Genomic DNA, 24,635 nt, shown 5'->3' with positions numbered 1-24,635 from the left:
CCCACACCTTCCTCGTGACCCGCTGTGCTCGCGCACGCCCGTCGCCGACCCGGAAAGCGAGACTTTCAATGACCGAGCATTCCTCCCGACTCTCCGACATGGCCGAGGCGACCCGGCTGACGCGGGACGGCCGATTCGCCGAGGCCACCGCGCTGATCCAGCGCAGCCTCGGCGGCGGCTCTTCGGCGCCGACCGCCCACCCGCCCGCGGATCCGTCGCGCCGCCTCGAAGGCCCCGCGGGGGGCGCCGGATCCGAGGCCCATACGGCGCCCATCCCCGACAGGCTCCGGGACGGCATCGACCAGATGATGCGCAGCCTGCGCACCCTGGCGCCCTCGCTGAAGGACTTCGTCGGCGACCTTCCCGGCACTTCGGCACCGGGCGGCGGCAATTCGGAGGACGGGCAGTTCGTCGAGCGCAGCTTCTCCAACGCGGCCGGCGCGCGGGACTACAAGCTGTTCGTCCCGAGCCACCGCTCCGGGCGGCGCCCGCTCGTCGTCATGCTGCACGGCTGCTCGCAGTCGCCCGACGACTTCGCCGCGGGCACGCGCATGAACGTCCTGGCCGAGGAGGAAGGGATCTACGTGGTCTATCCGCGCCAGTCCGGACGGGCCAACGCCCAGAAGTGCTGGAACTGGTTCGAGCCCTCCGACCAGGGCCGGGAGATGGGCGAGACCGGCATCATCGCCGGGATCGTGCGCGCGGTCTCGAGCGAGCACCCGATCGATCCCGCCCGGGTCTACATTGCCGGCCTCTCGGCGGGCGGGGCCGCGGCGGCCAACATCGCCCGGGCCTATCCGGATCTGTTCGCGGCGGTGGGCGTGCATTCGGGCCTCGCGGCGGGCTGCGCCCGGGATCTGCCGTCGGCGCTCTCGGCCATGCGGGTCGGCGCACCGGGCTCCGAGGCGCCGGGCGGGGCGTCCGGCTTCGGCGCGGGCTCGGTCGCGCAGGCTCTGCGCGTGCCCACCATCGTCTTCCACGGCGAGGGTGACGGCACCGTCAACCCGCGCAACGCCGAGGAGGTGCTGGCCCAGGCCGGCGCCGCCGGCCTGACGCCGCAGCGCGAGCGCGGCAGCAGCGACGGCCATTCCTACACCCGCACCCGCTACGCCGACGAGGCAGGCCGCGTGCAGGTCGAGTCCTGGTCGGTCCAGGGCGCGGGCCATGCCTGGGCCGGGGGCAGCTCGGAGGGCAGCTTCACCGATCCGGGCGGCCCGAACGCCTCGCGGGCGATGCTGGACTTCTTCCTGAGCCACACCCTGCCCGGCCGTCAGGCCTGATCGCAATCGGCGCGGATCCCGACCGACGGTCGGGGTCCACGCGCCTTCACGGGGCGACCGGCCGACCCGCTGGGGCCCTGGCCTCCGCGATGTCGCGACACGTCGAACCCATCCCGCACGCGCTCGAGCGTTTCCGGGCGAGCGTGCGGACGGCGCAGAGCGCACTCCGTTGCAGCGGACCCAGACAGTCCCACCGGAGGCACACGGTTCGGAACCCGCTCCTGCCTCCCGGAACGGGCCGCGGTGAACAATCATCGAATCGTTCACCCTGGTGAATCACACTAGCGCATCGTCCTGGATATCGTATCCAGGACGATGCGCTAGGTTCTTGTGCCGCATCGGCTTTTTTCCGAAAGCCGGTTCCCACCTATCGGACCGATGCTCTATGATTCCAGATCCTTCTCGCGTGACGGTCTGACGATCGCTGGCGAGACCGACGCTGCCCCCTGGGAGCGCAGCGCGATCGCGTATCGCGCGCAACATCGCCGCCGCCTCGCAGGGCATGCGCTCGGCGACCGGGGAGATCGAATCCGTGATCGGCGCGGCCAGTGCCACGGGCCGGGCGGCGGACATGGTCCTGCAGAACGCCACCGCCCTGAACGGCCCGTCGGCGCAGCGGCGCCACGCGGTCGACGGCTTCGTCCGCTCGATCGGGCCTGACCCGGCCTCCGGCTCTGTCCGAGAGCCGGTGTCCACCTCTCGGGCCGAGGCTCTAATCCCCCGGCCAGCCCGCGGCGGCCTCCGCCAGGGCCGCCTGCCATCCCGCCCGGTCCGCCGCCGCGATCGACAGCGTGACGGTGCGCGGCCAGACCAGAGCGGCGGCGAGGTCGCCCGCGGCGAAGCTGAGACCCTGATACTGGGCGAAATTCGCGAAGGTGGCGACGAGCCCCTGGGCCGAGCGCTCGATGCCGCCGACGGCGAGGAGCGCCGTCGGCACCGTCAGGCCGCAGCGCAAGGCCTTGGACAGGGCCTCCTTCAGGCACCACAGCCGGGTCAGCCGCTCGGCTTCCGGCGCGTCGAGGCAGGCGGCGAGGCATTGCCGCTCGGCCGGCAAGGTCTGGTCGAGGAGCAGCGGCACGAGGTCGGGCCGGGCCCGTTCGAGGTCGATCCCCATCGGGCAGCCCTCGGGAAAGGCGATTGCCACGGCGACCGGACCCGCATGCGACAGGCTGACGCCGAGATTGCCCAGGCCCTCCGCGGACAGGACCGGCTGCTCCAGCACGCCGGGCCGGATCGCGAACCCGCGGGGGTCGCGATCGGGATGCAGCACCGCGAGCGCCCGCTTGGCCGCGTAGCGCCCGACCAGGAGGCCGTGGCGGCGGCGGGCATGCAGGCGGTCGGTCAGCAGGGCCTCCTCGTCGGGGTGCAGGATCCCGGCGCGGTGCGCGTCGAGCCAGCCGAGCGGGGCGGCGGCCAGAGCCAGCCCGGCCCGGCCCGCGCCGGACGGCGCGGTCAGCGCGAGGGGGAGCTGGCGCACGAGCGGCGCCGCCACGCTCCCGGCGGGTTCGTCCTCCCTCATGGCCGAGCCCCTTCACGGGTGGGAGGACATCCGATGCCGGTCACGGGAACCGTCGTTGCGCGGGCGCTGCTGTCATGGGCTCTGATCCTCCTCCTGCCCGCCATGGCCGCCATGGCCGACGACCGGGCCGACGACCGGGCCGGCCGGATCGCCGCCGCGGTGGAGCGGGCCTTCGGGCCGATCCGGACCGAGTACGGCGCGCCCGGGCTCGCCGTCGCCGTGACGGTCGGCGGCGAGCGCGCCGTCTTCACGGTCGGGCACAGGGCGGGGCCGGACAACCGGCCTGTTACGCCGGACACGCTGTTCGAGATCGGCTCGGTCAGCAAGGTCTTCACCGCGACGCTCGCCGGCGCGGCGGAGGCCCTCGGCCGGCTGTCCTTCGCCGATCATCCGGGCCGGTTCCTGCCGGAGCTGCGCGGCACGCCCCTCGACGCCGCGACCCTGGCCGATCTCGGCACCTACACGGCCGGCGGCCTGCCGCTGCAATTTCCCGACACGGTCACCGACACGGCCTCGATGATCGCCTATTTCCGGCACTGGGGCCCCACGGCCCCGCCCGGCACGCAGCGGCTCTACTCGAATCCGAGCCTCGGCCTGTTCGGACTCGCCGCGGCCCGGGCGCTCGACGGCGCGTTCCCCGAATTGATCGAGACGCGGCTGTTCCCGGGGCTCGGCCTCACGGGCAGCGTCGTGCGGGTGCCGGAGCGCGCGATGGATCGCTACGCCTGGGGCACGACCGCCGAGGGCCGGCCCGTCCGGGTCGCTCCGGGGCCGCTCGACGCCGAGGCCTACGGCATCAAGGCCACCGTCGCGGACATGCTCCGGTTCGTCGAGGTGAATCTGCGGCCGGATCAACTGCCCGACCCGCTGCGGCGGGCGGTCGAGGCGACCCAGCTTGGGCGCGTCCGGGTCGGCGACATGGTGCAGGGCTTCGGCTGGGAGCAATATCCCTATCCGGTCCCGCTCGAGCGGCTGCTCGCCGGCAACGGCCCCGCGATGATCCTCGCGCCCAACCCGGCGACGCCGCTCGCGCCGCCGCAGGCGCCCTCGGGGCCGACGCTGTTCAACAAGACCGGCTCGACCAACGGGTTCGGCGCCTACGTCGCCTTCGTGCCGGCGAAGGGCATCGGCCTCGTCATGCTGGCCAACCGCAACGTCCCGATCCCTGCCCGGGTGAGGGCGGCGCACGCCGTGCTGGAGGCGCTCGCCGCCGAGGCGCCCTGACCCGTCACCGCTCCCGCTCGTAGCGGAAGGCGTGGGGGACGCGGGGCATGCCGAGCCCGTCATAATAGGCCTCGACGCCCGGCGCGGCGGTCAGCAGCAGGCTCGCTTCGGGGCCGGCGGCCTTGCGGGTCTCCGCGATCAACCCGCGGCCGATGCCGAGGCCCTGGACGTCGCGGGCGACGGCGAGGTCCGAGAGATAGGCGCAGAAGGCGAAGTCGGTGAGCGTGCGGGCGACGCCGACGAGCCGCCCGTCGAGGCGGGCGGTGATGATCAGGTCGGCGCCCGCCAGCATCCGCCCGAGCCGTTCGAGGATCTCGGCCGGGCGCCGCGGCGCGAGGCCGGAGGCGACGAGAACCTCCTGGAAGGCCTCGGCGCCGAGATCCGGCTCCCGCGCGTAGACGACGGTCACCGGGGCTCAGGCCTCGTCCGTCTCGGCGGCGAAGCGGCCGTGGCAGTGCTTGTACTTCTTGCCCGAACCGCAGGGGCAGGGCTCGTTGCGGCCGACCTTGCCCCAGGTCGAGGCGTCCTCGGGCTTGCGCTCCAGCACCGCCGCGTCGCTCGCGAGGTCGCGGGCGGCGTAGCCGTAGGCGGGGCCCGCCCCGCCGTCGCTGCCGGTGCCGGTGCGGGCGAACTCGTTCTCGCCGGTCACCGGATCGCGGTGCTCGGGGAACATCGGCGGAAGCTGCGGCTCCCCGTACCCCGCCTGCTCGAAGGCGGCGCCGGCCTGCCCCTCGGGATCCTGGTACAGGATCTCGACGCGGGCGAGCTGGGCGGTGACCTGCTCGCGCAAAGCCGTGACGAGGCCGTTGAACAGCTCGAAGGCCTCGGACTTGTACTCGTTGAGCGGATCGCGCTGGGCAAAGCCGCGCCAGCCGATCACCTGCCGCAGGTGGTCGAGCGTCACGAGGTGCTCGCGCCAGAGGTGGTCCAGGGTCTGGAGCACCACCTGCTTCTCGATATAGGCCATCACGTCGGGCGTGTTCTTCTCGATGCGGGCCTCGTAGGATTCGTCCGAGGCCTTGCGCAGGCGCTCGCGGATCTCCTCGTCGGCGATGCCCTCTTCCTTGGCCCATTCCTCCACCGGCAGGTCGAGGTTGAGCAGGTCGAGGGTGCGCGTCTTCAGCCCCGCCACGTCCCACTGCTCGGCATACGCATTCTCGGGGATGTGGACGGCGACCACGTCGTCGATGACGCCGTGGCGCATCTCGTCGACGGTGTCGCGCACGCTGTCCTGGCCCATCAGGTCGCGGCGCTGCTCGAACACGACCTTGCGCTGGTCGTTCATGACGTTGTCGTACTTGAGCACGTTCTTGCGCATGTCGAAGTTGCGCGCCTCGACCTTCTGCTGCGCCTTCTCGATGGCCTTGTTGATCCAGGGATGGATGATCGCCTCGCCCTGTTCGAGGCCGAGCCGCTGCAGCATCCCGTCCATGCGGTCGGACCCGAAGATGCGCATCAGGTCGTCCTTGAGGGACAGGTAGAACTTCGAGCGGCCCGGATCGCCCTGGCGGCCGGAGCGGCCGCGCAGCTGGTTGTCGATGCGGCGGCTCTCGTGGCGCTCGGTGCCGATGATGTAGAGGCCGCCGGGCAGGGCCTTCTTGCGGCCCGCCTCCGGGTCGGCGGGCTCGCCCGAGGCCAGCACCTTGGCCCGGTTCTCGGCGATCTCGGTCTTGAGCGCCTCGATGGCGGCGTCGCGCTCGGGGCCCTCGCCGATCCCGCCGAGCTCCTTCTCGATGCGCATCTCGAGGTTGCCGCCGAGTTTGATGTCGGTGCCGCGGCCGGCCATGTTGGTCGCGATGGTGATGGCGCCGGGCACGCCGGCCTCGGCCACGATATAGGCCTCCTGCTCGTGGAAGCGGGCGTTCAGCACGGCGAAGCGCCGGGTCACCCGACCCTCGCGGGCGGCGGCGTAGACGTCGGTCAGCGCATTCGGGTCGGAATAGTCGAGCGCGGTGTAGCCGGCCTTGCGGAGCATCTCGGCGAGGTATTCCGACTTCTCGATCGAACCGGTGCCGACCAGGATCGGCTGCAGGCGGCTATGCGCCTTGTCGATCTCCTTGATGATCGCCTCGTACTTCTCCTCGACGGTGCGATAGACCTCGTCGTCCTCGTCGACGCGCTCGATGTCCTTGTTGGTCGGGATCTCGACCACTTCGAGCTTGTAGATCTCGGCGAACTCGTCGGCCTCGGTCGAGGCGGTGCCGGTCATGCCGGCGAGCTTCTTGTAGAGGCGGAAGTAGTTCTGGAAGGTGATCGAGGCCAGCGTCTGGTTCTCGGGCTGGATCGTCACCCGCTCCTTGGCCTCCAGCGCCTGATGCAGGCCCTCCGAGTAGCGCCGGCCCTGCATCATGCGGCCGGTGAACTCGTCGATGATGACGACCTCGTCGTTCTTGACGATGTAGTCCTTGTCCAGCGTGAACAGCGTGTGGGCGCGCAGCGCCTGGTTCACGTGGTGGACGAGGGTGACGTTGTGGGCGTCGTAGAGGTCGCCCTCCTTGAGGATGCCGGCATCGCGCATCGCCTCCTCCAGGAACTCGTTGCCGGATTCGGTGAGCGAGACCGTGCGCTGCTTCTCGTCGAGATCGTAATGCTCGCGCAGGAGCAGCGGCATGATCGCGTCGACGGAGACGTACAGCTCCGAGCGGTCATCGACGGGGCCGGAGATGATGAGCGGCGTGCGCGCCTCGTCGATGAGGATCGAGTCGACCTCGTCGACGATGGCGAAGTGGTGCCCCCGCTGCGCCATCTGCGAGAGCTCGTACTTCATGTTGTCGCGCAGATAATCGAACCCGAACTCGTTGTTGGTGCCGTAGGTGATGTCGCAGGCATAGGCGTCCTTGCGCTGCCCGTCGTCGAGGCCGTGCACGATGGTGCCGACGCTCATGCCGAGGAAGCGGTAGACCCGGCCCATCCATTCCGCGTCGCGGGAGGCGAGGTAGTCGTTGACGGTGACGACGTGGACGCCCTTGCCCTCGAGGGCGTTGAGATAGACCGGGAGCGTCGCCACCAGCGTCTTGCCCTCGCCGGTCTTCATCTCGGCGATGCCGGATTCGTGAAGGACCATGCCGCCGATCATCTGCACGTCGAAGTGACGCTGGCCCAGCACGCGCTTGGCCGCCTCGCGGACCGTGGCGAAGGCGGGCACGAGCAGGTCGTCGAGGCGCTTGCCGGCGGCGAGCTGGTCGCGGAACGCCTGGGTCCGGGCGCGCAGCTGCTCGTCCGTCAGCGCGGCGATCTCCGGTTCCAGGGCATTGATCGCGGCGACGCGCGGGCGATACCCCTTGACCCGACGGTCGTTGGACGAGCCAAAAATCTTCTTGAGGGCACCGAGCATCGTGAACCTGCGGTCCTGAAAAGTGTCGCGCGGCGGCGTTTGCGGAAACGCCGCCGGCCTCGCGTTGGGCGGGCTTATAGAGATAAATCGTGCGCGCCGCATCCGCCCGCATCGACGAGCCTCGCGGCTTCTGCCGTGACCGGCTTCAAGACCGCCCGGCGCCCCTGCTCACGAGCGCGCGTGCCGGCCGCCGCCACGCTTGCCTTTGACCGGAAGAGATTCCACCTGTGGCGCGCCGCGGCACCCGCCGCGCCGAGACAGACCGCCTCCGCACGAGACCGGCCGCAAGATGCCGGCCCGCGGCGGCCTCGCCCAAGGACGAGCCTTCCCGATGACGATCCCGACCCATCTCCGGCGCGCCGGCGCCGCCGCCCTGCTCCTGGCGCTGCCGGGGCTCGCCCTGGCGCAGGGAGCGGGACAAGGAGCGGGCGCGGCCGGTCCGTCGGCGGCGGCCCCGGCCCCCGACGCGGTGGTCGCCAAGGTGAACGGCCAGCCGATCACCGGCGCCGACCTCGCGCTCGCCGCCGAGGACCCGGCCCTGTCGCTGCCCGGCGTGGACGAGGCGGCCAAGAAGAACCTGCTGATCGACTACATGGTCGACCTGAAGGTCGGCGCCCAGGCCGCCGATGCCGCCAAGGTCGGCGACAGCCCCGACTTCAAGCGCAAGCTCGCCTATTTCCGCGACAAGCTGCTGCTCGACGAATACCTCGAGCGCGAGACCAAGAAGTCGGTCACCCCGGAGGCCGCCAAGGCCCTCTACGACCAGACCGTGACCGCGATGAAGCCCGAGGAGGAGGTGCGCGCCCGCCACATCCTCGTCGAGAGCGAGGATGAGGCGAAGAAGATCGCCGCGCGCATCAAGGGCGGCGAGGATTTCGCCAAGATCGCGGGCGAGGTCTCGAAGGATCCCGGCTCCAAGACGGAAGGGGGCGATCTCGGCTGGTTCACCCAGGAGCGGATGGTCAAGCCCTTCGCCGAAGCCGCCTTCAAGCTGGCGCCGGGACAGGTCTCCGAGCCGGTCAAGACCCAGTTCGGCTGGCACGTGCTGCGGGTCGAGGAGAAGCGCACGAAGCCGGTGCCCACCTTCGACGAGATGAAGGAGCAGATCGACCAGTACCTCTCGCGCAAGGCGCAGCAGGAGACGATCATCAAGCTCCGCGAGGCCGCCAAGGTCGATCGCCCGGGCGCGCCCGCCGCCACCCCGCCGGCCGCGGATCCGAAGAAGCCCTAGCGGGCAGCGCCGGGCGCGGGGGCGGCGGTCCGCGAGGCATGCGTTGGCGGAATGTCAGGAGGGAGGTATCTGGTATACCAGATACCAATGTGCGGTGCGATATAAGCTTTATCGCAACGCACCAAACGGACCTGCCCCGATGATCGCACTCCTCGTTCTCGCCGCCGCCATCGCCCAGACCACCCTGGTCGTGATGCTGGCCGAGCGCTTTGGCGGTGTCGGTCAGGTCTCCGCCGGCGAGATGACCCGCCTGCAGGGCCCGAGCCCCGTCGCCGCCACCCGGTCGGCCGTCCTCCCGGCCAACGAGAACGCCTTCGCGACCCGCGCCCGCCGCGCCGCGTAATCCCGCCTCGCAGAGGCCGTCTCTCGGTCGTCCTAATCGGCCCCGCCCCCGTGGCGGGGCCTTTCGCGTTCGAGGGGACGGAAAGGGTCGCTCAGTCCAAGCGCCAGTCGATCGGCGCCCGGCCATGGGCTTCGAGCCAGGCATTGGCGCGATCGAAGGGGCGGGAGCCGGGGAAGTCCCGGGCGCGGTTGAGCGGGGAGGGATGGCCCGAGGCGACGATGCCGTGGTGGCGTCCGTCGATCAGCGCCTCGCGGGCCCGCGCCTGGGCGCCCCAGAGCAGGAACACGGCGGGCTCCTCCCCGGCGGAGACCGCAGCCACCGCCTCATCGGTGAGCGCCGACCAGCCGAGCCGCAGATGCGCCCCGGACTTGCCGGCTTCCACGGTGAGTGCGGAATTGAGCAGCAGCACGCCGCGCTCGGCCCAGGGCGTCAGGTCGCCGGTCGAGAGGTCGGGCTTGCCGCCCGGGCGGGCGAGTTCGGCCAGGATGACCTTGAGCGAGGCCGGCAGGCGGCGCCCGCCGACATAGGAGAACGCCAGCCCGTTGGCATCGCCCGGGGTCGGGTAGGGGTCCTGGCCGAGGATCACCGCCTTGACCTTCGGCAGGGGCGTCAGCGTCAGGGCCCGGAAGATCGCCGACGGTTCGGGCAGGATGCGCGCGCCCGCCGCGACGCGCGCGTCGATGGCCCGGGCCACCGCGTCGGCGGCGCCCTCCCGGAAGAAGGGCAGGGCGAGCCAGGGCGAGCCGCTTGCCCGGAAGGCGGCGAGCGCGGCTTCGACGGGCGTGGCGGTCACGGCAGAACCTCGATGCGGGGCCCGGTCTCCGCCGGAAGCGGCGCATGGGCGCGGATGAAGGACATCACCGCATTGGCCAGAAGCGTTCCGTCGGTGTCGCCGATCAGGATGCGACCGTCGGCCAGCATCCCGTAATCGTTGCCGCCGCGCAGCATGAAGTCGTTGGCCGCGACCTGGTAGGTGCCGGCCTCGTCGAGGGGCACCCCGCCGACCCGCGCCGCGACGACGCGCCGGCCCGGGGGGGCCTTCGGGTCGAGGGTCACGGTGAGGCCGGAGATCTGCAGGAACCGGCCCGAGGTACGGCCGAGATCCCGGTAGCCGTTCTCCAGCGCGGCGCGCAGGCGCGCCCCGCTGATCGCGACCAGCGCCACGGTGTTGCCGAAGGGCAGTTCGCTCAGGATGTCGCGCCGGGTGAGCGCGGTGCCGGCCGGATAGAGCCGGTCGCCGCGGATGCCGCCGCCGTTCATCAGGCCGACCTGCGCGCCGGTCTGCGCCCGCACCGCGTCGGCCACGAGGCTGCCGAAGCTCGCCTCCCGCGCCCGCACGCTGGCGATGCGGCTGTCGAGGGGCGCCTGGGTCGTGCCGAGCACCACGTCGAGTTCCCGCGACAGCTCCCCTTCGATCCGCGCCACGAGGGCGGCGGTCTCGGGATCGGGCGTCACCTCGGCGGTGTCGTGGATGCGGAAGGCGGCCCGCCAGCGCAGCGGGCCATGGCCGGCATCGGTGACGTACACGTCGATGGCCGTGACCGACTGGGCGTCGTGGCCGGATTCGACCAGCACCGCCTGCCCGTCGTCGCGCACCACGAGATCGTGATCGTGGCCCGAGAGCAGGATGTCGACGATGCGCGCCCGCTGGATCGCCTCGTCCACCGGCCGGGCGGTGTGGGCCACGCCGACGATCATCTGCGCGCCGGACGCCCGCAGCTTCGCCGCCTCCGCCGCCAGGGTCTCGATCTCGGGGCCGAACCGCAGGGAGCCGGATTGCGACTTCTCGGGCGTGGCCTGGAGCGCGATCCCGACGAGGCCGACGCGCACGCCGCCCAGTTCGACGATCGCCGCGTCCTTCACCCCCGGTAGGGGCTGGCCCGCCCCGTCGCGCAGGTTCGCCGCGAAGAACGGGAAGCGCGCCTCCGCCCGTCGCTCGGCGAAGATTGCGGGGCCGAAATCGAATTCGTGGTTGCCCGGCACGAAGATGTCGGGGGGCGCGAGGTTGTGCAGCGCCACGATGTGGGCGCCCTTGTCGAAGCCCGACATCAGCGAGGGCGAGAAGCAGTCGCCCGCATGGGCGTAGAGCAGGGGCACGCCGCGGGCCCGCTCGGCCTTCACCACGGCGTTGAGCCGGGCAAAGCCGCCGCGGCCCTCGACCGCCGACATCGCGTAGATGTCGTTGACGAGGAGCAGGGTGAAGGTCGGCGCGCCCGCGAGCGCCGGCCCGGCGCCGGCGGCGAGCAGGCTCGCCCCGAGCCCCGCGACGGTCGCCCGCCGGGTCGGGGCAGGGGGCGGGGCAGGGGGCGGGGCAGCGGTCGGGGCAGGGGGCCGGGAGACGGGCGGCACCGGCGCCTCAGCGCTTGGCGAAGCCGTCTCGCACCGCCTTGGCGTTGCGCCGGATCGCCGGCCAGATCCAGGCGCCGGAGGCGAGGTAGAGCGGCGCCGACATCGGCTTCAGCCGCACGGCGAGGCGCTCGGCGAGGCCCGGATTCTCCAGCGGCACCGGCGGCGCGTCGGTCTTGCGGTAGACCACCGTGGTGTCCTCGCGCCGGTAGTCGGTGTGCGGCACGAGGCCGGCGCGGCGGGCCAGCAGGTCGAAGGTTTCGCGCACGTAGCCGTGCACATGGGCGAAGTGGAAGCGCTCGTGCGGCGGCTTGCCGGGGGCGACCACGTTGGGCACGGCGGCAAAGAGGATGCCGTCGGGCTTCAGCCAGCGGCTGAGCCGCTCCATCGTCTCGGCGGGGTTGCGCAGGTGCTCCAGCACGTGATTCGTGCTGATCACGTCGAAATGACCGGCCGGGAAGCGGCCCGGGTCCTCGGCCTCGTCCAGAACCTCGACGCCGTAATGCTGGCGCGAATAATCCGCGTAGTCGCGCCCCGGCTCGACGCCGATCACCGTGCAGCCGCGCCGCTTCGCCTCGTCCAGGAACTCGCCCGATCCGGAGCCGAAATCGAGCAGCTGCGCGCCGGCCGTCAGCTTCGGGGCGAGCAGCGTGGCGCGGGAGATCGCGTCGCGGCGCGAGCGCACGAGGTGGTGGCGCGGGGGACCGCCCGCGAAGGCGAGCTGGTAATCGGCCCGGTAGGCGCTCGTGTAGTACTCGGCGAGCTCCTCCGGCGTCGGCATCGGATCGGTGCGGATCAGGCCGCACTGCGTGCAGGCGATCGAATGCAGCGTCTTGAGCCGTCGATCGGTCTCGGCCACGGTGATCGCCTCGCGGCATCCGCACAGGTTGCAGGCGGCGGGCGCCCCCCTGTACGGATAGCCGGTGAACGGCACGAAGTGCTGCAGGAAATAGCGGGGGGACGGCATGTCGCGCTGGCCTCCGGAGCGATTTCGGGCGAAGGGTTCGCCCTACGCTTCGCCCCAAGATCCTCGACCGGAATCTTGGTCTTGAATGGCCGCCTGCTCTAGATCGAACGTCCGGACCGCACAACCGGATCACCCGCCCGGCGGGCGAAGAGCGGACGGAAGGCGGAACGCCCGTGACCGGAAGCCCGATGAACGAACGCGTCGAACCCGAGACTCTTTTGCGCGAGCCGGTGCGCCTGGCACCCGCTGCGCTGCCGCCCGACCATCCGGCCGTGAGGACCGGCCGGGTCGGGGTGCTCCTGATGAACCTCGGCACCCCCGAGGGCACGAGCTACTGGCCGATGCGCCGCTATCTCAAGGAGTTCCTCTCCGACCGCCGGGTCATCGAGGTGCCCCGCCTGATCTGGTGGCCGCTGCTCAACCTCATCATCCTGACGAAGCGCCCGGGCCCCAAGGGCCGCGACTACGCCAGCATCTGGAACAACGAGCGGGACGAGGGCCCGCTCAAGACCATCACCCGCGGCCAGTGCGAGAAGCTCCAGGTGGCGATGGGCGACACGGTGCTCGTCGACTGGGCGATGCGCTACGGCAAGCCGGAGGTGAGCCTTCGCATCCAGGCGCTGCTCGACGAGGGCTGCGACCGCATCCTGCTCGTGCCGCTCTATCCGCAATACGCGGCGGCGACCTCGGCCACCGCCTGCGACCAGGCCTTCAAGGCCCTGATGCAGATGCGCTGGCAGCCCTCGGTGCGGGTCTCGCCGCCCTATCACGACGACCCCGTCTACATCCAAGCCATGGCGGACTCGATCCGTGAGGGCCTGCAGAAGCTCGATTTCGAACCGGAGGTGATCCTGACCTCCTTCCACGGCGTGCCCAAGAGCTACCTGCTCAAGGGCGATCCCTACCATTGCCAGTGCCTCAAGACCGGCCGCCTCATCCGCGAGGCGATGGGCTACAGCCCCGAGCGGATGCGGGTCACCTTCCAGTCGCGCTTCGGCAACGAGGAATGGCTCAAGCCCTACACCGACGAGACCGTCCAGGCGCTCGCCAAATCCGGCGTGAAGCGCATGGCGATCGTGGCGCCGGGCTTCACCGCCGATTGCCTGGAGACCCTGGAAGAGCTCGACGGCGAGAACCGCCACTATTTCGAGGAGAACGGCGGCGAGAACTACGCCTTCATCCCCTGCCTGAACGATTCCGATCTCGGCATGCGGGTGATCGAGCACGTGGTGCGGCGGGAATTGCAGGGCTGGATCTGATCCGGTGGCGCCCCGCTCGCTCCTGGCCGCGATCCTGCCCTGCCGGGATCTCGACGTGTCGGAGGGTTTCTACGCCCGCCTCGGCTTCACCCGCGAGGCCGGCCAGGAGGCGTGGCAGGCCACGTATCGCCTGCTGCGCCGGCCCGACGGGGCGCGCCTCCATCTCCGGCAGGCGGAGGCAGGCTGGATCGTGCCTGAGCGTAATCCCTTCGGCCTCTACCTCTACGCCGAGGATATCGACGCCCTGGCCGCCGGGTTTCCCGCGGCGATCATCGGTGCCGACGGCCCCGAGGACAAGTCCTGGGGCATGCGGGAATTCGCCGTGTCCGATCCGGACGGCACGCTGGTCCGGGTCGGCCGGGCCCTTCCGGCCTGAAGCTCTGCCCTGAAGCTCTGCGCCCGGCGCGGGCCCCTCATCACGGTCAAGGTCACGCCTGGACTTCGCCTTGCACACCCGCGGAGCCCATGCTAGGCGACAGCCGCGCCGCGGGGGGACCGTTCAACGCCTTCTGTGCCCGGTGCAATTCCAACTCCCACAGGCTTCATGCCGCCGCCGTCACGGGCGGGACGCGCGCGGGGCGGGTGGGCAAGGACAAGAGAGAGCGACGGGTGGCGCAGAGCGGTTCCGAAGGTCCCTTGGTGGCTGGCGTAGCGGGCCGCTATGCCCTGGCACTCTACGAGCTGGCCCGCGACGCGCGGCAGGTCGACGAGGTCGCCAAGAATCTCGATACGTTCGGCGACCTTCTGCGGGAAAGCGCGGATCTCCGCCGTCTCGTGAAGAGCCCGGCCTTCTCGGCCAAGGAGCAGACGGCCGCCATCAGCGCCCTGCTCGACAAGGCCGGCATCACGGGCCTGGCCGCCAACTTCATCAAGCTCTCGGCCGCCAACCGGCGGCTGTTCGCCCTGCCGGACATGATGCGCGCCTATCGTGAGAAGGTGCGCGAGTCCAAGGGCATCCTGCGCGCCGAGGTCCGCGTCGCGGAGAAGCCCTCCGACGCGATCGTCGAAGAGATCAAGGCCTCCTTGCGCGAGGTCGCCAAGGCCGAGGTCGAGATCGACCTCCAGATCGATCCGAGCCTGATCGGCGGCATCGTCGTGAAGATGGGCTCGCGCATGGTCGACGCCTCGCTGCGGACCAAGCTCAACAACATTCGTCTCGCCATGCGGGAAGCCCGCTGAGGCGCTATAGCCTCGCGCGCATCCCGACCCACGAACCAGACCGCATCCGACCTTAAAGAGGCCCGACGATGGACATCCGCGCCGCCGAGATCTCCGCGATCCTGAAAGAGCAGATCAAGAACTTCGGCGAGGAGGCCGAGGTCACGGAAGTCGGGCAGGTGCTCGCGGTCGGCGACGGCATCGCCCGCGTCTACGGTCTCGACAACGTCCAGGCCGGCGAGATGGTCGAGTTCGAGTCGGGCGTGCGCGGCATGGCCCTCAACCTCGAGCAGGACAATGTCGGCGTCGTGATCTTCGGCTCCGACCGCGAGATCAAGGAAGGCCAGACCGTCAAGCGCACCGGCGCCATCGTGGACGTGCCGGTCGGCAAGGGTCTGCTCGGCCGCGTGGTCGACGGCCTCGGCAACCCGATCGACGGCAAGGGCCCGATCCAGTCGACCGAGCGTCGCCGCGTCGACGTGAAGGCCCCGGGCATCATCCCGCGCAAGTCGGTGCACGAGCCGATGGCCACCGGCCTCAAGGCGATCGACGCCCTGATCCCCGTCGGCCGCGGACAGCGCGAGCTCATCATCGGCGACCGCCAGACCGGCAAGACCGCGATCGCGCTCGACACGATCCTCAACCAGAAGCCGGCCCATTCGGGCACCGACGAGAACGCCAAGCTCTACTGCGTCTACGTCGCGATCGGCCAGAAGCGCTCCACGGTCGCCCAGTTCGTGAAGGTGCTGGAGGACCAGGGCGCGATGGAATACTCCATCGTCATCGCCGCCACCGCCTCGGACGCCGCGCCGATGCAGTTCATCGCGCCGTTCGCCGGCTGCGCCATGGGCGAGTATTTCCGCGACAACGGCATGCACGCCGTGATCGTCTATGACGACCTCTCCAAGCAGGCGGTCGCCTACCGCCAGATGTCGCTGCTGCTGCGCCGCCCGCCGGGCCGCGAGGCCTATCCCGGCGACGTGTTCTACCTCCACTCGCGCCTGCTCGAGCGCGCCGCCAAGATGGGCGACGCCGCCGGCAAGGGCTCGCTGACCGCGCTGCCAGTCATCGAAACCCAGGCCAACGACGTGTCGGCCTACATCCCGACCAACGTGATCTCGATCACCGACGGCCAGATCTTCCTCGAGACCGACCTGTTCTACCAGGGCGTCCGTCCGGCGGTGAATGTCGGCCTCTCGGTCTCGCGGGTGGGCTCCTCGGCCCAGACCAAGGCGATGAAAAAGGTCGCCGGCAAGATCAAGGGCGAGCTGGCGCAGTACCGCGAGATGGCGGCCTTCGCCCAGTTCGGCTCGGATCTCGACGCCTCGACCCAGCGCCTGCTCAACCGCGGCGCCCGCCTGACCGAGCTCCTGAAGCAGCCGCAATTCTCGCCGCTGAAGATGGAAGAGCAGGTCGCGGTGATCTACGCCGGCGTGAACGGCTACCTCGACAAGCTGCCGGTCAACAAGGTTCGCGCCTTCGAGGACCAGCTGCTGAGCACCCTGCGCTCGAAGCACCAGGATTGGCTCAGCGCCGTGCGCGACTCCAAGGACCTGTCGGACGCCAACGCCAACACCCTCAAGGGCGTGGTCGAGAGCGTCGCCAAGTCCATCGCCTGAGGCCGGCCTGCCGCGAGGCGGCCCCTGAGAAGAGTAACGCCGGACGGCCGCCCTCCCCGGAGAGCGGCCGTCGCCGAGACGTCCGCGAGCGATCTGGAAATCCGCCGATGCCGAGTTTGAAGGATCTGCGCAACCGCATCACCTCGGTGAAGGCGACGCAGAAGATCACCAAGGCGATGCAGATGGTCGCCGCCGCCAAGTTGCGGCGCGCCCAGAACGCCGCCGAGAGCGGGCGTCCCTACGCCGAGAAGATGGCCCAGGTGCTCGGCAATCTCGCCGGCAACCTGGTCGGCGGCGTCGGCGCCCCGCGCCTGCTGTCCGGCACCGGCCAGGACCGGGTGCATCTGCTCGTCGTCTGCACCGGGGACCGCGGCCTCGCCGGCGCCTTCAACTCCTCGATTGCCCGTCTGGCCCGCGACCACGCCAACCGGCTCATGGCCGAGGGCAAGACCGTCAAGATCATGACGGTCGGCAAGAAGGGCCTCGACGTCCTGCGCCGCCAGTTCCGCGATCAGATCATCGCCTCGCGCGACATCCGCGGCAACAAGCCGGTCGACTACCCCTTCGCCGCCGAGATCGCCGACGACATCCTCGCCCGTTTCGAGGCCGGCGAGTTCGACGTGGCGACGTTGTTCTATTCCGAGTTCCGCTCGGTGATCTCGCAGATCCCGACGGCGCAGAAGATCATCCCGGCCGAACTGCCCAAGACCGACGGCGCCACCACCACCGGCGCGGGCTCCGACGCGGCCATGGAGTTCGAGCCGAACGAAGAGACGATCCTCGAGACGCTCCTGCCGAAGAACCTCACCGTCCAGATCTTCCGGGCGCTGCTGGAGAACGCCGCCTCGGAGCAGGGCGCGCGCATGAGCGCCATGGATTCCGCGACCCGCAACGCGGGCGAGATGATCAAGAAGCAGACGCTGATCTACAACCGCACGCGTCAGGCCATGATCACCAAGGAACTCATCGAGATCATTTCGGGCGCGGAAGCGCTCTGACCGCCGCATAGAGGAACCATCGCAATGGCGAACACCGCTTCCCCCGCCGCCAACACCTCCAACGCCAAAGGCCGGATCACCCAGGTCATCGGCCCGGTCGTGGACGTGCAGTTCGACGGCTACCTGCCGGAGATCCTGAACGCCCTCGAGACCAATAACCAGGGCAACCGCCTCGTGCTCGAGGTGGCCCAGCAGCTCGGCGAGAACACCGTCCGCTGCATCGCCATGGACACCTCGGAAGGCCTCGTGCGGGGCCAGGAGGTCACCGACACCGGCGCGCCGATCCGGGTGCCGGTCGGCCACAACACGCTCGGCCGCATCATGAACGTCATCGGCGAGCCGATCGACGAGGCCGGCCCGATCCAGTCCGACACCCTGCGCGCCATCCACCAGCCCGCTCCGCCCTACACCGACCAGTCGACCGAGTCGCAGATCCTGGTGACCGGCATCAAGGTCGTGGATCTCCTCGCCCCCTACGCCAAGGGCGGCAAGATCGGCCTGTTCGGCGGCGCCGGCGTCGGCAAGACCGTGCTGATCATGGAGCTGATCAACAACATCGCCAAAGTGCACTCGGGCTACTCGGTCTTCGCCGGCGTCGGCGAGCGCACCCGCGAGGGCAACGATCTCTATCACGAGATGATCGAGTCCAACGTCAACAAGAACCCCAAGGAGAACGGCGGCTCGGCCGAGGGCTCCAAGTGCGCGCTGGTCTACGGCCAGATGAACGAGTCGCCCGGCGCCCGCTCGCGCGTCGCGCTGACCGGCCTGACCATCGCCGAGGAGTTCCGCGACGAGGGCCAGGACGTGCTGTTCTTCGTCGACAACATCTTCCGCTTCACGCAGGCGGGCTCCGAGGTGTCGGCGCTGCTCGGCCGCATCCCGAGCGCCGTGGGCTACCAGCCGACGCTCGCCACCGACATGGGCGCCCTGCAGGAGCGCATCACCACCACGACCAAGGGCTCGATCACCTCGGTGCAGGCGATCTACGTGCCGGCCGACGACCTGACCGACCCGGCGCCCGCCGCCTCCTTCGCCCACTTGGACGCGACCACGACGCTGTCGCGCTCGATCGCCGAGAAGGGCATCTACCCGGCCGTCGACCCGCTCGACTCGACCTCGCGCATGCTGTCGCCCGCGATCCTCGGTGAGGAGCATTACGACGTCGCCCGCAAGGTCCAGCAGACGCTGCAGCGCTACAAGTCGCTCCAGGACATCATCGCCATCCTCGGGATGGACGAGCTGTCGGAAGAGGACAAGCTGACGGTGGCCCGCGCCCGCAAGATCGAGCGCTTCTTCTCGCAGCCCTTCTCGGTGGCCGAGATCTTCACCGGCTCGCCGGGCATCCAGGTGCCGCTGGAAGACACCATCAAGGGCTTCAAGGGCCTGGTCGAAGGCAAGTACGACGACCTGCCCGAGGCGGCGTTCTACATGGTCGGCACCATCGAGGACGCCCAGGAAAAGGCCAAGAAGCTCGCCGCCGCGTAAGCCGCGGATCGAGACCGGGACGTGGCCTTCGCATCGTCGGCCACGTCCTCTTCGTCGGCGAAGCCCCTATCTGTTGGTCTGCACCGTGAAACGCCGGTGAGCGTGAGGGAACTGAAATCGTGGCCACCTTCCACTTCGATTTCGTCGGCCCCGAGCGGACGCTGTATTCCGGCGAGGTCGAGGCCGTGCAGCTGCCGGGCGCCGAGGGCGAGATGACCGTGCTGCCGGGCCACGCGCCCGTGCTGACGACCCTCAAGGTCGGCGTCATCACCGTCACCGAGAAGGCCGGCAGCGGCAAGCGCATCTACGTGCAGGGCGGCTTCGCCGATATCGGCCCCAAGGCCGTGACGGTGCTCGCCGAGCGCGCCGCGCCGATCGAGGAGGTCAACCCCGCCATGATCGACGGGGAGATCGAGGCGGCCGAGATGGCCCGCGACGCGACCCAGGACCCGGCCAAGCGCGAGGCGCTCAACGCGCAGATCGTGCAGCTGCGTGAGGCCAAGCACACGCTGAGCCTCTGATTTCCGAAGCGATTCGGAACGGGATAGAGGGCGTCGGGCAACCGGCGCCCTTTTGGTTTCAGGCCTCCCGCCTGTCCCCGCGGCCGATCGCGGCGAGGGCGTGGATGACGAGCCGCTCCCGCGCCGCCGGATCGGCCGGGCAGCCCTCCGCCAGCCAGAGCCCGCGCGCGGCGCGCAGGCCCGCCCCCACCGCCGGGCCCGGCGGCACGCCCCGCGCCACGAGATCGGCGCCGGTCACGGGCAGGACCGGCCGCGCGCCGTCCGCCGCCATCCGGTCGAGGGCGGCCCGGGCGGCCTCCGTCACAAGCGGGCGCGGCTCGCCGGCGATCGCCTGCAGCACCGTGCGCAGGGGCGCCGCGCCGTGATCCGCCACGAGGGCCGGCACCGCCTCGGCGTCGAGACCGGGCCGGCTCCGCAGGGTCGCGAGGGCCACGGCGTAGGCAGTCAGCGCGGCCTGCTCGGCCTTGGCCAGACGCAGGCTCTCGCCCAGGCGCTCGGCGTCCTCCCGGCTCGACACGCAGAGCGCGGCGAGGCGGGTGACCGCGTCCGATGTCGGCTCCCCCTCCGAGATCCGGGCGAGCCGGCCGCGTTCGCCGACGCTCCCGGTGATGCGGGCGAGAAGGCCGGTCTCGCTCAGGGTCGCGACCGCGGCGAGGGCCCGGGGCGCCAGCAGCAGCTTCAGGAATTCGGCCCGCACCCGCTCGCGGGAGAGCCGGGCGAGGCTGTCGCGGGCTGCCACCGACGCGGCGAGCCCCTCCGGGTCCGGCGGGCCGGCGCCGTAGCGGGCGTGGAAGCGGAAGAAGCGCAGGAGCCGCAGCGCGTCCTCGCGGATCCGGGTGGCGGCGTCGCCGATGAAGCGGACCCGGCCCGCGGCGAGGTCGGCCACGCCCCCGGTCGTGTCGTGGAGCGTCCCGTCCTCCGCCAGCGAGAGCGCGTTGATGGTGAAGTCGCGCCGCTCGGCATCGCGCGAAAAATCGCGGCCGAACCGCACCACGGCATGGCGCCCGTCGGTCTCGACGTCCTCGCGCAGCGTCGTGACCTCGTGCGGCTCGCCCGCCACCACCAGGGTGACGGTGCCGTGCTCGATCCCCGTCGGCACCGCCTTGAGGCCGGCCGCGCGGGCCCGCGCCATCACGGTCTCGGGCCGCAGGGTCGTGGCGAGGTCGAGATCGCTCGCCGCCCGCCCGAGCAGCGCGTCACGCACGCAGCCGCCGACGAGGCGGGTCTCCTCGGCCGGCCCGGCCAAAGCCGCGAGGCAGGCCCGCACGCCCGGGCGCGCCAGGAGCCGGTCCGGCCCCGCGCGGTCGAGCCCGGGCGGGAGGGGGGTCACTGGAAATGGCCCGGGATCAGCCGCCCGTTCTCGTAGCGGGGCGGCACGTAGCCGTCCTTGTGGCGCTCCCCGGTCAGGCCGAGCATCACCAGGGAGGCCACGACGAGGAACAGCCCGGCCAGCACGAGGCGGGTCCATTGCGGTCGCCATTCGGCCCCGTCGAGCGGCGAGCGGCGGGCGAGCAGGAGCCATCCGGCAAAGGCCAGGAACGGCAGCGAAAACAGGGCGATCTGTTCGAGGAGGAGGCGAAGCATGCGACCGGAGGGTTTCTGCCGAGGGGGTTCGCCAGGGGAGGCCTGAGGGGCGCGCGAGGACGCCGCGGCGTCAGGCGTAGAGGCGCTCGTAGAGATTGTGCACGATCCCCGCGGTGACGCCCCAGATCAGATGCTCCCCGTGGGGGATCGCATAGAAGTAGCGTGTCCGGCCCTGCCACGCACGCGAGCGGACGAGATGCCGCGCCGGATCCATCAGCCCGGCCAGCGGCGCCTCGAACACGAGGGCGACCTCCTCGGGATTGGGGGTCAGCACGGCGTCGCCCGCCACGAGCCCGACCACCGGGACCACGAGGAAGCCCGTCGCCGAGAGGTAGGGGTCGAGGAAGCCGAGCGGGCGCACGGCCTCGCTCGGGAGGGCGATCTCCTCGCGCGCCTCGCGCAGGGCCGTATCGATCGGCGAGACGTCGCCGGGATCGACCTTGCCGCCGGGGAAGGCGATCTGCCCCGAATGGTCGCGCAGATGGGCGGCGCGCTTCGTCAGCAGCACGCTCATCCCCTCGGGCCGGTCGAGGATCGGCACCAGGACGGCGGCGTGGCGATGCGGCGCGGCCGGCGCCATGGCGAGGCCGCCGGGATCGAGGTCGTGGTCGCCGCGCGGATTCGCGAGCGGATCGCCGGGGCCGGGCGGCAGCCGGGCGAGGCCGGCCTGGGCCCGGGCCAGGAAGGCCGGGCGCCGGAACTCGGCGTCGGCGCGCCGGCCCGGATCGGCGGCCTCGTCGGGGCGCTTCACCGGGCCGCCTCGGCCGGGGCGATGCGGTGGAAGACGCCCCCGGCCCACAGACCGAACCAGTCCTCGCCCTCGATCCGGCGGGTCTCGGCGAGGTCGACGAGATCGTAGGTGAGGGCCCGGCTCACCCGGGCGGTGAGGCCGCCGCGCACCCGGATCTCGGGCTTGAGCCCGTCCGGGCCGTCTTGGAAGCGTAGGGGATGCTCGGCATCGGCGGCGACGAGGTCGTCGACATTGGTCCGGAAGGCGATGCGCCGGCCCTCGCCCGCGCCCTCGACCGCCATCTCGACCGCGAGGAAGGGCGTGTCGTCGACTTGGATGCGGACCTTCTCGACCGGCGTCACCAGCACGGTCGCGCCGTCGGGCTCCCTGCGCAGGATCGACGCGAACAGCCGCACCAGCTTCGGTCGCCGGATCGGCGTGCCGTTGTGGAACCACGTCCCGTCGGCCGCGATCCGGATGTCGATCGCACCGCAATGCTCCGGGTTCCACCGCTCGACCGGCGGGGGACCGCGCGTGGGCAGGTCGCCGAGGGCGGCGCTCAGGCGGGCGAGGGCGGGGTCGGGCGTGTCGTCCATGGGCCGTCGGGGCTTGTGCGGCGGGGCTTGTGCGGGCGGAACTGGGTCCGAACCGGGCAACGCGAGAGAAGCGCCGCCGTTGCCGGGACCGGTGGGCGCCACCCTACCGCGACTGGTCGCGCCACGGAAATCGGACGGGGCCGGTTCGGCCCGGCCCGGGCCGGGCTCGGCCATAGGGTCACAACCCGATCCGCTTGAGCATGCCAGGGACGGCTCGCGACCCTTTGCGGACCCTCACAATGTCCGCTTCATGGCATTCCACAATGCCGGTTCTCTATGGGTGGTTCGCTTGAGAAAGTTCGTTTTGGATGGTCAAAGCTGATATTCAGAACAGTCAAAAGGTTATGATGCGCCGAGGGTACACCCTAATTTTATCAGGCAAGAAGACGGTCCATCCATTTTCGCGAATCACACCATGTTGCGGCGCGGACGCAGGTCGGGAGGTGGAGTATAATCAACACGCAATCAAAGTTGTACGGCTGGAGAGATCTTCATTTCCCCAGTTCGATCAAGTCTGCTAACCGATATCCTGCGGTGAACACTCTGATTTCTACTGATACATCAAGTACGAAGCATTCCAGTATGTTAGTGTTTGTCATGATCATGCCGGATTAGCTACGACTTGCCCGTCATCAGCCGATGGACAGTACCTCGCGCAATTCCTTTTTGGATTTTGTGAAGAGGGCATTAGCTGCCGAGGTCAGCCCGGTCATGTGCAGGCAGGCATGGATCAAGCCTTCGAGCAGAACAATTTTCACGGGAATGCCGCTCTGCTTCAGCTTTTGAACGTAACTCTCTGCTTCAGTTCGCAACGGATCGAACTCGCAAATGAGAACCGTAGCAGAGGGTAGGGCTGCTACGTCGGCTCTGCCTGGAGCGGCATAGACAGAGACATTTTCAGTCAGCCTGCCGACATAGGTCTCCCAACAGAAGCGCATGACCTCACGCGTCAGGTAGTACCCTTCGGCGAACTCTCGATACGAAGGCGTATCCAGGTCGATATCGAGCGCGGGGTAGAAGTGAAGCTGGTGGGCAATCTTCGGACCTGCTCGATCCCGCGCTATGAGGGCCGCCGCAGCCGCAAGATTGCCGCCCGCGCTGTCGCCCGCGACGACGAGGCGTTCTTCATCGATTGCCAGCATGGCGGCGTGGTCCGCCACCCAGCGCAAGGCCGCATACACGTCATCGAGCGGCACCGGGAAGGGATGCTCCGGCGCCAGACGGTAGTCGACCGAGAAGACGACGCAACCGGTCGCCTTCGCGAGAGAGCGACAAGGGGTGTCATAGGCGTCGAGCGAACCCAGGCACCATCCCCCTCCATGCGCGAAAACGATCGCCGGCACCGGCCTGATCTCCGGATCGCCCGGCCAGTACGCGCGGATCGGAACAGGAGGGGCGAGGTCTGATCCGTCCGGCGGGAATTCGCGGATGCACCCGATTGCTTCAGGAGGTGCTTGCATTGCGATGAGCTCGGCATCCGTCCGAACCCGGAGTTCGGCCAGCGAGGCCGGCTTGATGCCGGCCTCCTGTGCAAGAAAGGCCGCGATGGCCGGATCAAGCGGCATTACGCGCCTGCCTCCAGCAGGAACGGGAGAAGCTGGTCGGAGAATTCCTTGGGGCATTCCTCCATGATGAAATGCCCGCAATCAGCGACGATGCCGCCGCGCAGGCTGGCTGCATGCGGACGAAGCGTCGCGATCGGCGCATCCGCCGTCGCATGTTCAGCACCGATCGCCAGCACAGGCATGGTTAGTGGACGCTTCGCCCTCTCGGCGTTCTGACGGATGGTCTCCGGTATTGCGCGGTAATACGCGAAGCCCGCCCTGATCCCTCCCGGGCTGGCATAGGCCCGAGTGTAGACATCGACGGCGACGCGGTCGCGGCGGAACGACCATTTGTCGAAGATGAATTCCAGGTAGCCCTGCTCCCGGCCGGCTGTCAGGAACTCGGGCAGATCGCGGACCTGATTGAACATGAAGTGCCAGAGAAAGATGTTCTCGGCCGGGGGCGCGAAAATGCCGGGCGCCGGTGCGAGGCCTGGAATGACCGCTTCGGTCAGTGCCAGACGGCTCACCGCATCCGGCTGATCGCTGGCGAGCGCGTAGCCGACCCACATGCCGACGTCGTGACCGACTACCCGATAACGCTCGTGCCCGAGCGCCCTCATCAGGCGGTGGAGCGTCGCAGCGGCCGCACCCGTATCGTAGCCAGTATCGGGGCGCCCTGAATGACCTGAGCCGACCGGATCGACGGCGATGGCCTGGAAGCCGTTCGCCGCCAGGACCGGCATCACGTGCCGCCACGCGTACCAGGTCTGCGGCCAGCCGGGGATCAGCAGTATTGGCTCCCCGTCTCCCAGGATCGCGCAGTGCAGGCGCGTGTCATCGATCCGGACGTAGCGGTGCCGCACGTCCTCGTCACGAAACTCGATCGTCATGCTG

General features: G+C 70.1%; 23 protein-coding genes. 11 read left to right on the top strand and 12 right to left on the bottom strand.

Features of this window, described 5'->3' with window-relative positions; all coding sequences use genetic code 11:
- Positions 1-68: 68 nt before the first annotated feature.
- The gene (locus LW587_RS10585; protein ID WP_232629556.1) at positions 69-1,280 is read left to right on the top strand and encodes an extracellular catalytic domain type 1 short-chain-length polyhydroxyalkanoate depolymerase; all 1,212 of its coding nucleotides are present in this window, start codon (positions 69-71) and stop codon (positions 1,278-1,280) included.
- Between the two features lie 712 nt (positions 1,281-1,992).
- Here LW587_RS10585 and LW587_RS10580 read toward each other — a convergent pair.
- Positions 1,993-2,799, bottom strand: coding sequence for a 4'-phosphopantetheinyl transferase family protein (locus LW587_RS10580; protein ID WP_232629555.1), 807 nt, complete (start codon positions 2,797-2,799; stop codon positions 1,993-1,995).
- Between the two features lie 33 nt (positions 2,800-2,832).
- Between LW587_RS10580 and ampC the strand changes: the two genes are divergently transcribed.
- Positions 2,833-4,023 (top strand): class C beta-lactamase, encoded by a 1,191-nt coding sequence (gene ampC, locus LW587_RS10575; protein ID WP_232629554.1) that lies wholly within the window; start codon positions 2,833-2,835, stop codon positions 4,021-4,023.
- A 4-nt stretch (positions 4,024-4,027) separates the two neighbouring features.
- Here ampC and LW587_RS10570 read toward each other — a convergent pair whose 3' ends face one another.
- Both LW587_RS10570 and secA read right to left on the bottom strand, forming a co-directional pair.
- Positions 4,028-4,432, bottom strand: a complete 405-nt coding sequence (locus tag LW587_RS10570) for a GNAT family N-acetyltransferase (RefSeq protein ID WP_232629553.1) — start codon at positions 4,430-4,432, stop codon at positions 4,028-4,030.
- Between the two features lie 6 nt (positions 4,433-4,438).
- Positions 4,439-7,357 carry a preprotein translocase subunit SecA gene (gene secA / locus LW587_RS10565; RefSeq protein ID WP_232629552.1) on the bottom strand — a complete coding sequence of 973 codons (2,919 nt, stop codon included), beginning with the start codon at positions 7,355-7,357 and terminating at the stop codon, positions 4,439-4,441.
- 331 nt (positions 7,358-7,688) lie between these two features.
- Here secA and LW587_RS10560 point away from each other — a divergent pair, with 331 nt between their 5' ends.
- Both LW587_RS10560 and LW587_RS10555 read left to right on the top strand, forming a co-directional pair.
- A complete protein-coding gene (locus LW587_RS10560) occupies positions 7,689-8,588 on the top strand; it encodes a peptidylprolyl isomerase (RefSeq protein ID WP_232629551.1) in 900 nt (299 codons plus the stop codon).
- 139 nt (positions 8,589-8,727) lie between these two features.
- Positions 8,728-8,931 carry a hypothetical protein gene (locus LW587_RS10555; RefSeq protein WP_232629550.1) on the top strand — a complete coding sequence of 68 codons (204 nt, stop codon included), beginning with the start codon at positions 8,728-8,730 and terminating at the stop codon, positions 8,929-8,931.
- A 91-nt stretch (positions 8,932-9,022) separates the two neighbouring features.
- Here the strand turns inward: LW587_RS10555 and LW587_RS10550 are convergent, their stop codons facing one another.
- The 3 genes from LW587_RS10550 to LW587_RS10540 form a co-directional block, all read right to left on the bottom strand.
- Positions 9,023-9,724 (bottom strand): uracil-DNA glycosylase, encoded by a 702-nt coding sequence (locus LW587_RS10550; protein WP_232629549.1) that lies wholly within the window; start codon positions 9,722-9,724, stop codon positions 9,023-9,025.
- Positions 9,721-11,178, bottom strand: coding sequence for a bifunctional metallophosphatase/5'-nucleotidase (locus LW587_RS10545; protein ID WP_232629588.1), 1,458 nt, complete (start codon positions 11,176-11,178; stop codon positions 9,721-9,723). Before LW587_RS10545 ends, LW587_RS10550 begins: the two co-directional genes overlap by 4 nt.
- A 109-nt stretch (positions 11,179-11,287) precedes the next feature.
- Positions 11,288-12,244, bottom strand: a complete 957-nt coding sequence (locus tag LW587_RS10540; protein WP_232629548.1) for a class I SAM-dependent methyltransferase — start codon at positions 12,242-12,244, stop codon at positions 11,288-11,290.
- 188 nt (positions 12,245-12,432) lie between these two features.
- Between LW587_RS10540 and hemH the strand changes: the two genes are divergently transcribed.
- The 7 genes from hemH (at position 12,433) to LW587_RS10505 (ending at position 19,284) form a co-directional block, all read left to right on the top strand.
- Complete coding sequence (hemH, locus tag LW587_RS10535; RefSeq protein WP_232629547.1) at positions 12,433-13,503, top strand: ferrochelatase; 1,071 nt, start codon at positions 12,433-12,435, stop codon at positions 13,501-13,503.
- A gap of 4 nt (positions 13,504-13,507) precedes the next feature.
- On the top strand, positions 13,508-13,879 hold the full coding sequence (locus LW587_RS10530) for a bleomycin resistance protein (protein WP_232629546.1): 372 nt from the start codon (positions 13,508-13,510) through the stop codon (positions 13,877-13,879).
- A 233-nt stretch (positions 13,880-14,112) separates the two neighbouring features.
- The gene (locus LW587_RS10525; protein WP_232629545.1) at positions 14,113-14,682 is read left to right on the top strand and encodes a F0F1 ATP synthase subunit delta; all 570 of its coding nucleotides are present in this window, start codon (positions 14,113-14,115) and stop codon (positions 14,680-14,682) included.
- A gap of 68 nt (positions 14,683-14,750) precedes the next feature.
- Positions 14,751-16,280, top strand: coding sequence for a F0F1 ATP synthase subunit alpha (atpA, locus tag LW587_RS10520; RefSeq protein ID WP_232629544.1), 1,530 nt, complete (start codon positions 14,751-14,753; stop codon positions 16,278-16,280).
- 107 nt (positions 16,281-16,387) lie between these two features.
- Positions 16,388-17,278 carry a F0F1 ATP synthase subunit gamma gene (locus LW587_RS10515; RefSeq protein ID WP_232629543.1) on the top strand — a complete coding sequence of 297 codons (891 nt, stop codon included), beginning with the start codon at positions 16,388-16,390 and terminating at the stop codon, positions 17,276-17,278.
- Between the two features lie 24 nt (positions 17,279-17,302).
- Complete coding sequence (atpD, locus tag LW587_RS10510; protein WP_232629542.1) at positions 17,303-18,763, top strand: F0F1 ATP synthase subunit beta; 1,461 nt, start codon at positions 17,303-17,305, stop codon at positions 18,761-18,763.
- 119 nt (positions 18,764-18,882) lie between these two features.
- Positions 18,883-19,284: a F0F1 ATP synthase subunit epsilon gene (locus LW587_RS10505; protein WP_232629541.1), complete on the top strand. Its 402-nt coding sequence runs from the start codon at positions 18,883-18,885 to the stop codon at positions 19,282-19,284.
- Positions 19,285-19,342: 58 nt separating this feature from the next.
- Here LW587_RS10505 and LW587_RS10500 read toward each other — a convergent pair whose 3' ends face one another.
- From LW587_RS10500 to LW587_RS10475, 6 genes are all read right to left on the bottom strand, one after another.
- Positions 19,343-20,614 carry a CCA tRNA nucleotidyltransferase gene (locus tag LW587_RS10500; RefSeq protein ID WP_232629540.1) on the bottom strand — a complete coding sequence of 424 codons (1,272 nt, stop codon included), beginning with the start codon at positions 20,612-20,614 and terminating at the stop codon, positions 19,343-19,345.
- Positions 20,611-20,868, bottom strand: coding sequence for a DUF6111 family protein (locus tag LW587_RS10495; protein WP_232629539.1), 258 nt, complete (start codon positions 20,866-20,868; stop codon positions 20,611-20,613). Before LW587_RS10495 ends, LW587_RS10500 begins: the two co-directional genes overlap by 4 nt.
- 70 nt (positions 20,869-20,938) lie before the next feature.
- Positions 20,939-21,619, bottom strand: coding sequence for a CoA pyrophosphatase (locus LW587_RS10490; RefSeq protein ID WP_442919114.1), 681 nt, complete (start codon positions 21,617-21,619; stop codon positions 20,939-20,941).
- Positions 21,616-22,194 carry a DUF1285 domain-containing protein gene (locus LW587_RS10485; protein WP_232629538.1) on the bottom strand — a complete coding sequence of 193 codons (579 nt, stop codon included), beginning with the start codon at positions 22,192-22,194 and terminating at the stop codon, positions 21,616-21,618. Before LW587_RS10485 ends, LW587_RS10490 begins: the two co-directional genes overlap by 4 nt.
- A 632-nt stretch (positions 22,195-22,826) precedes the next feature.
- Positions 22,827-23,759, bottom strand: coding sequence for an alpha/beta hydrolase (locus LW587_RS10480; protein ID WP_232629537.1), 933 nt, complete (start codon positions 23,757-23,759; stop codon positions 22,827-22,829).
- On the bottom strand, positions 23,759-24,631 hold the full coding sequence (locus LW587_RS10475) for an alpha/beta fold hydrolase (RefSeq protein ID WP_232629536.1): 873 nt from the start codon (positions 24,629-24,631) through the stop codon (positions 23,759-23,761). The genes LW587_RS10480 and LW587_RS10475 overlap by 1 nt, the downstream gene beginning before the upstream one ends.
- Positions 24,632-24,635: the final 4 nt, after the last annotated feature.

The sequence above is a fragment of the Methylobacterium sp. Leaf118 genome (genome assembly GCF_920984675.1).
Classification (GTDB): domain Bacteria; phylum Pseudomonadota; class Alphaproteobacteria; order Rhizobiales; family Beijerinckiaceae; genus Methylobacterium.
Note: the sequence above shows the minus strand (reverse complement) of the source record. Positions and strands in the feature narration are given on the sequence as shown.

Bases quoted from the DNA above. Each gene is read 5' to 3' on its own strand.
- LW587_RS10585 (WP_232629556.1), top strand. From the start codon at position 69: ATGACCGAGCATTCCTCCCGACTCTCCGACATGGCCGAGGCGACCCGG.
- LW587_RS10580 (WP_232629555.1), bottom strand. From the start codon at position 2,799: ATGAGGGAGGACGAACCCGCCGGGAGCGTGGCGGCGCCGCTCGTGCGC.
- ampC (WP_232629554.1), top strand. From the start codon at position 2,833: ATGCCGGTCACGGGAACCGTCGTTGCGCGGGCGCTGCTGTCATGGGCT.
- secA (WP_232629552.1), bottom strand. From the start codon at position 7,357: ATGCTCGGTGCCCTCAAGAAGATTTTTGGCTCGTCCAACGACCGTCGG.
- LW587_RS10560 (WP_232629551.1), top strand. From the start codon at position 7,689: ATGACGATCCCGACCCATCTCCGGCGCGCCGGCGCCGCCGCCCTGCTC.
- LW587_RS10555 (WP_232629550.1), top strand. From the start codon at position 8,728: ATGATCGCACTCCTCGTTCTCGCCGCCGCCATCGCCCAGACCACCCTG.
- LW587_RS10540 (WP_232629548.1), bottom strand. From the start codon at position 12,244: ATGCCGTCCCCCCGCTATTTCCTGCAGCACTTCGTGCCGTTCACCGGC.
- hemH (WP_232629547.1), top strand. From the start codon at position 12,433: ATGAACGAACGCGTCGAACCCGAGACTCTTTTGCGCGAGCCGGTGCGC.
- atpA (WP_232629544.1), top strand. From the start codon at position 14,751: ATGGACATCCGCGCCGCCGAGATCTCCGCGATCCTGAAAGAGCAGATC.
- LW587_RS10515 (WP_232629543.1), top strand. From the start codon at position 16,388: ATGCCGAGTTTGAAGGATCTGCGCAACCGCATCACCTCGGTGAAGGCG.
- atpD (WP_232629542.1), top strand. From the start codon at position 17,303: ATGGCGAACACCGCTTCCCCCGCCGCCAACACCTCCAACGCCAAAGGC.
- LW587_RS10495 (WP_232629539.1), bottom strand. From the start codon at position 20,868: ATGCTTCGCCTCCTCCTCGAACAGATCGCCCTGTTTTCGCTGCCGTTC.
- LW587_RS10485 (WP_232629538.1), bottom strand. From the start codon at position 22,194: ATGGACGACACGCCCGACCCCGCCCTCGCCCGCCTGAGCGCCGCCCTC.
- LW587_RS10480 (WP_232629537.1), bottom strand. From the start codon at position 23,759: ATGCCGCTTGATCCGGCCATCGCGGCCTTTCTTGCACAGGAGGCCGGC.
- LW587_RS10475 (WP_232629536.1), bottom strand. From the start codon at position 24,631: ATGACGATCGAGTTTCGTGACGAGGACGTGCGGCACCGCTACGTCCGG.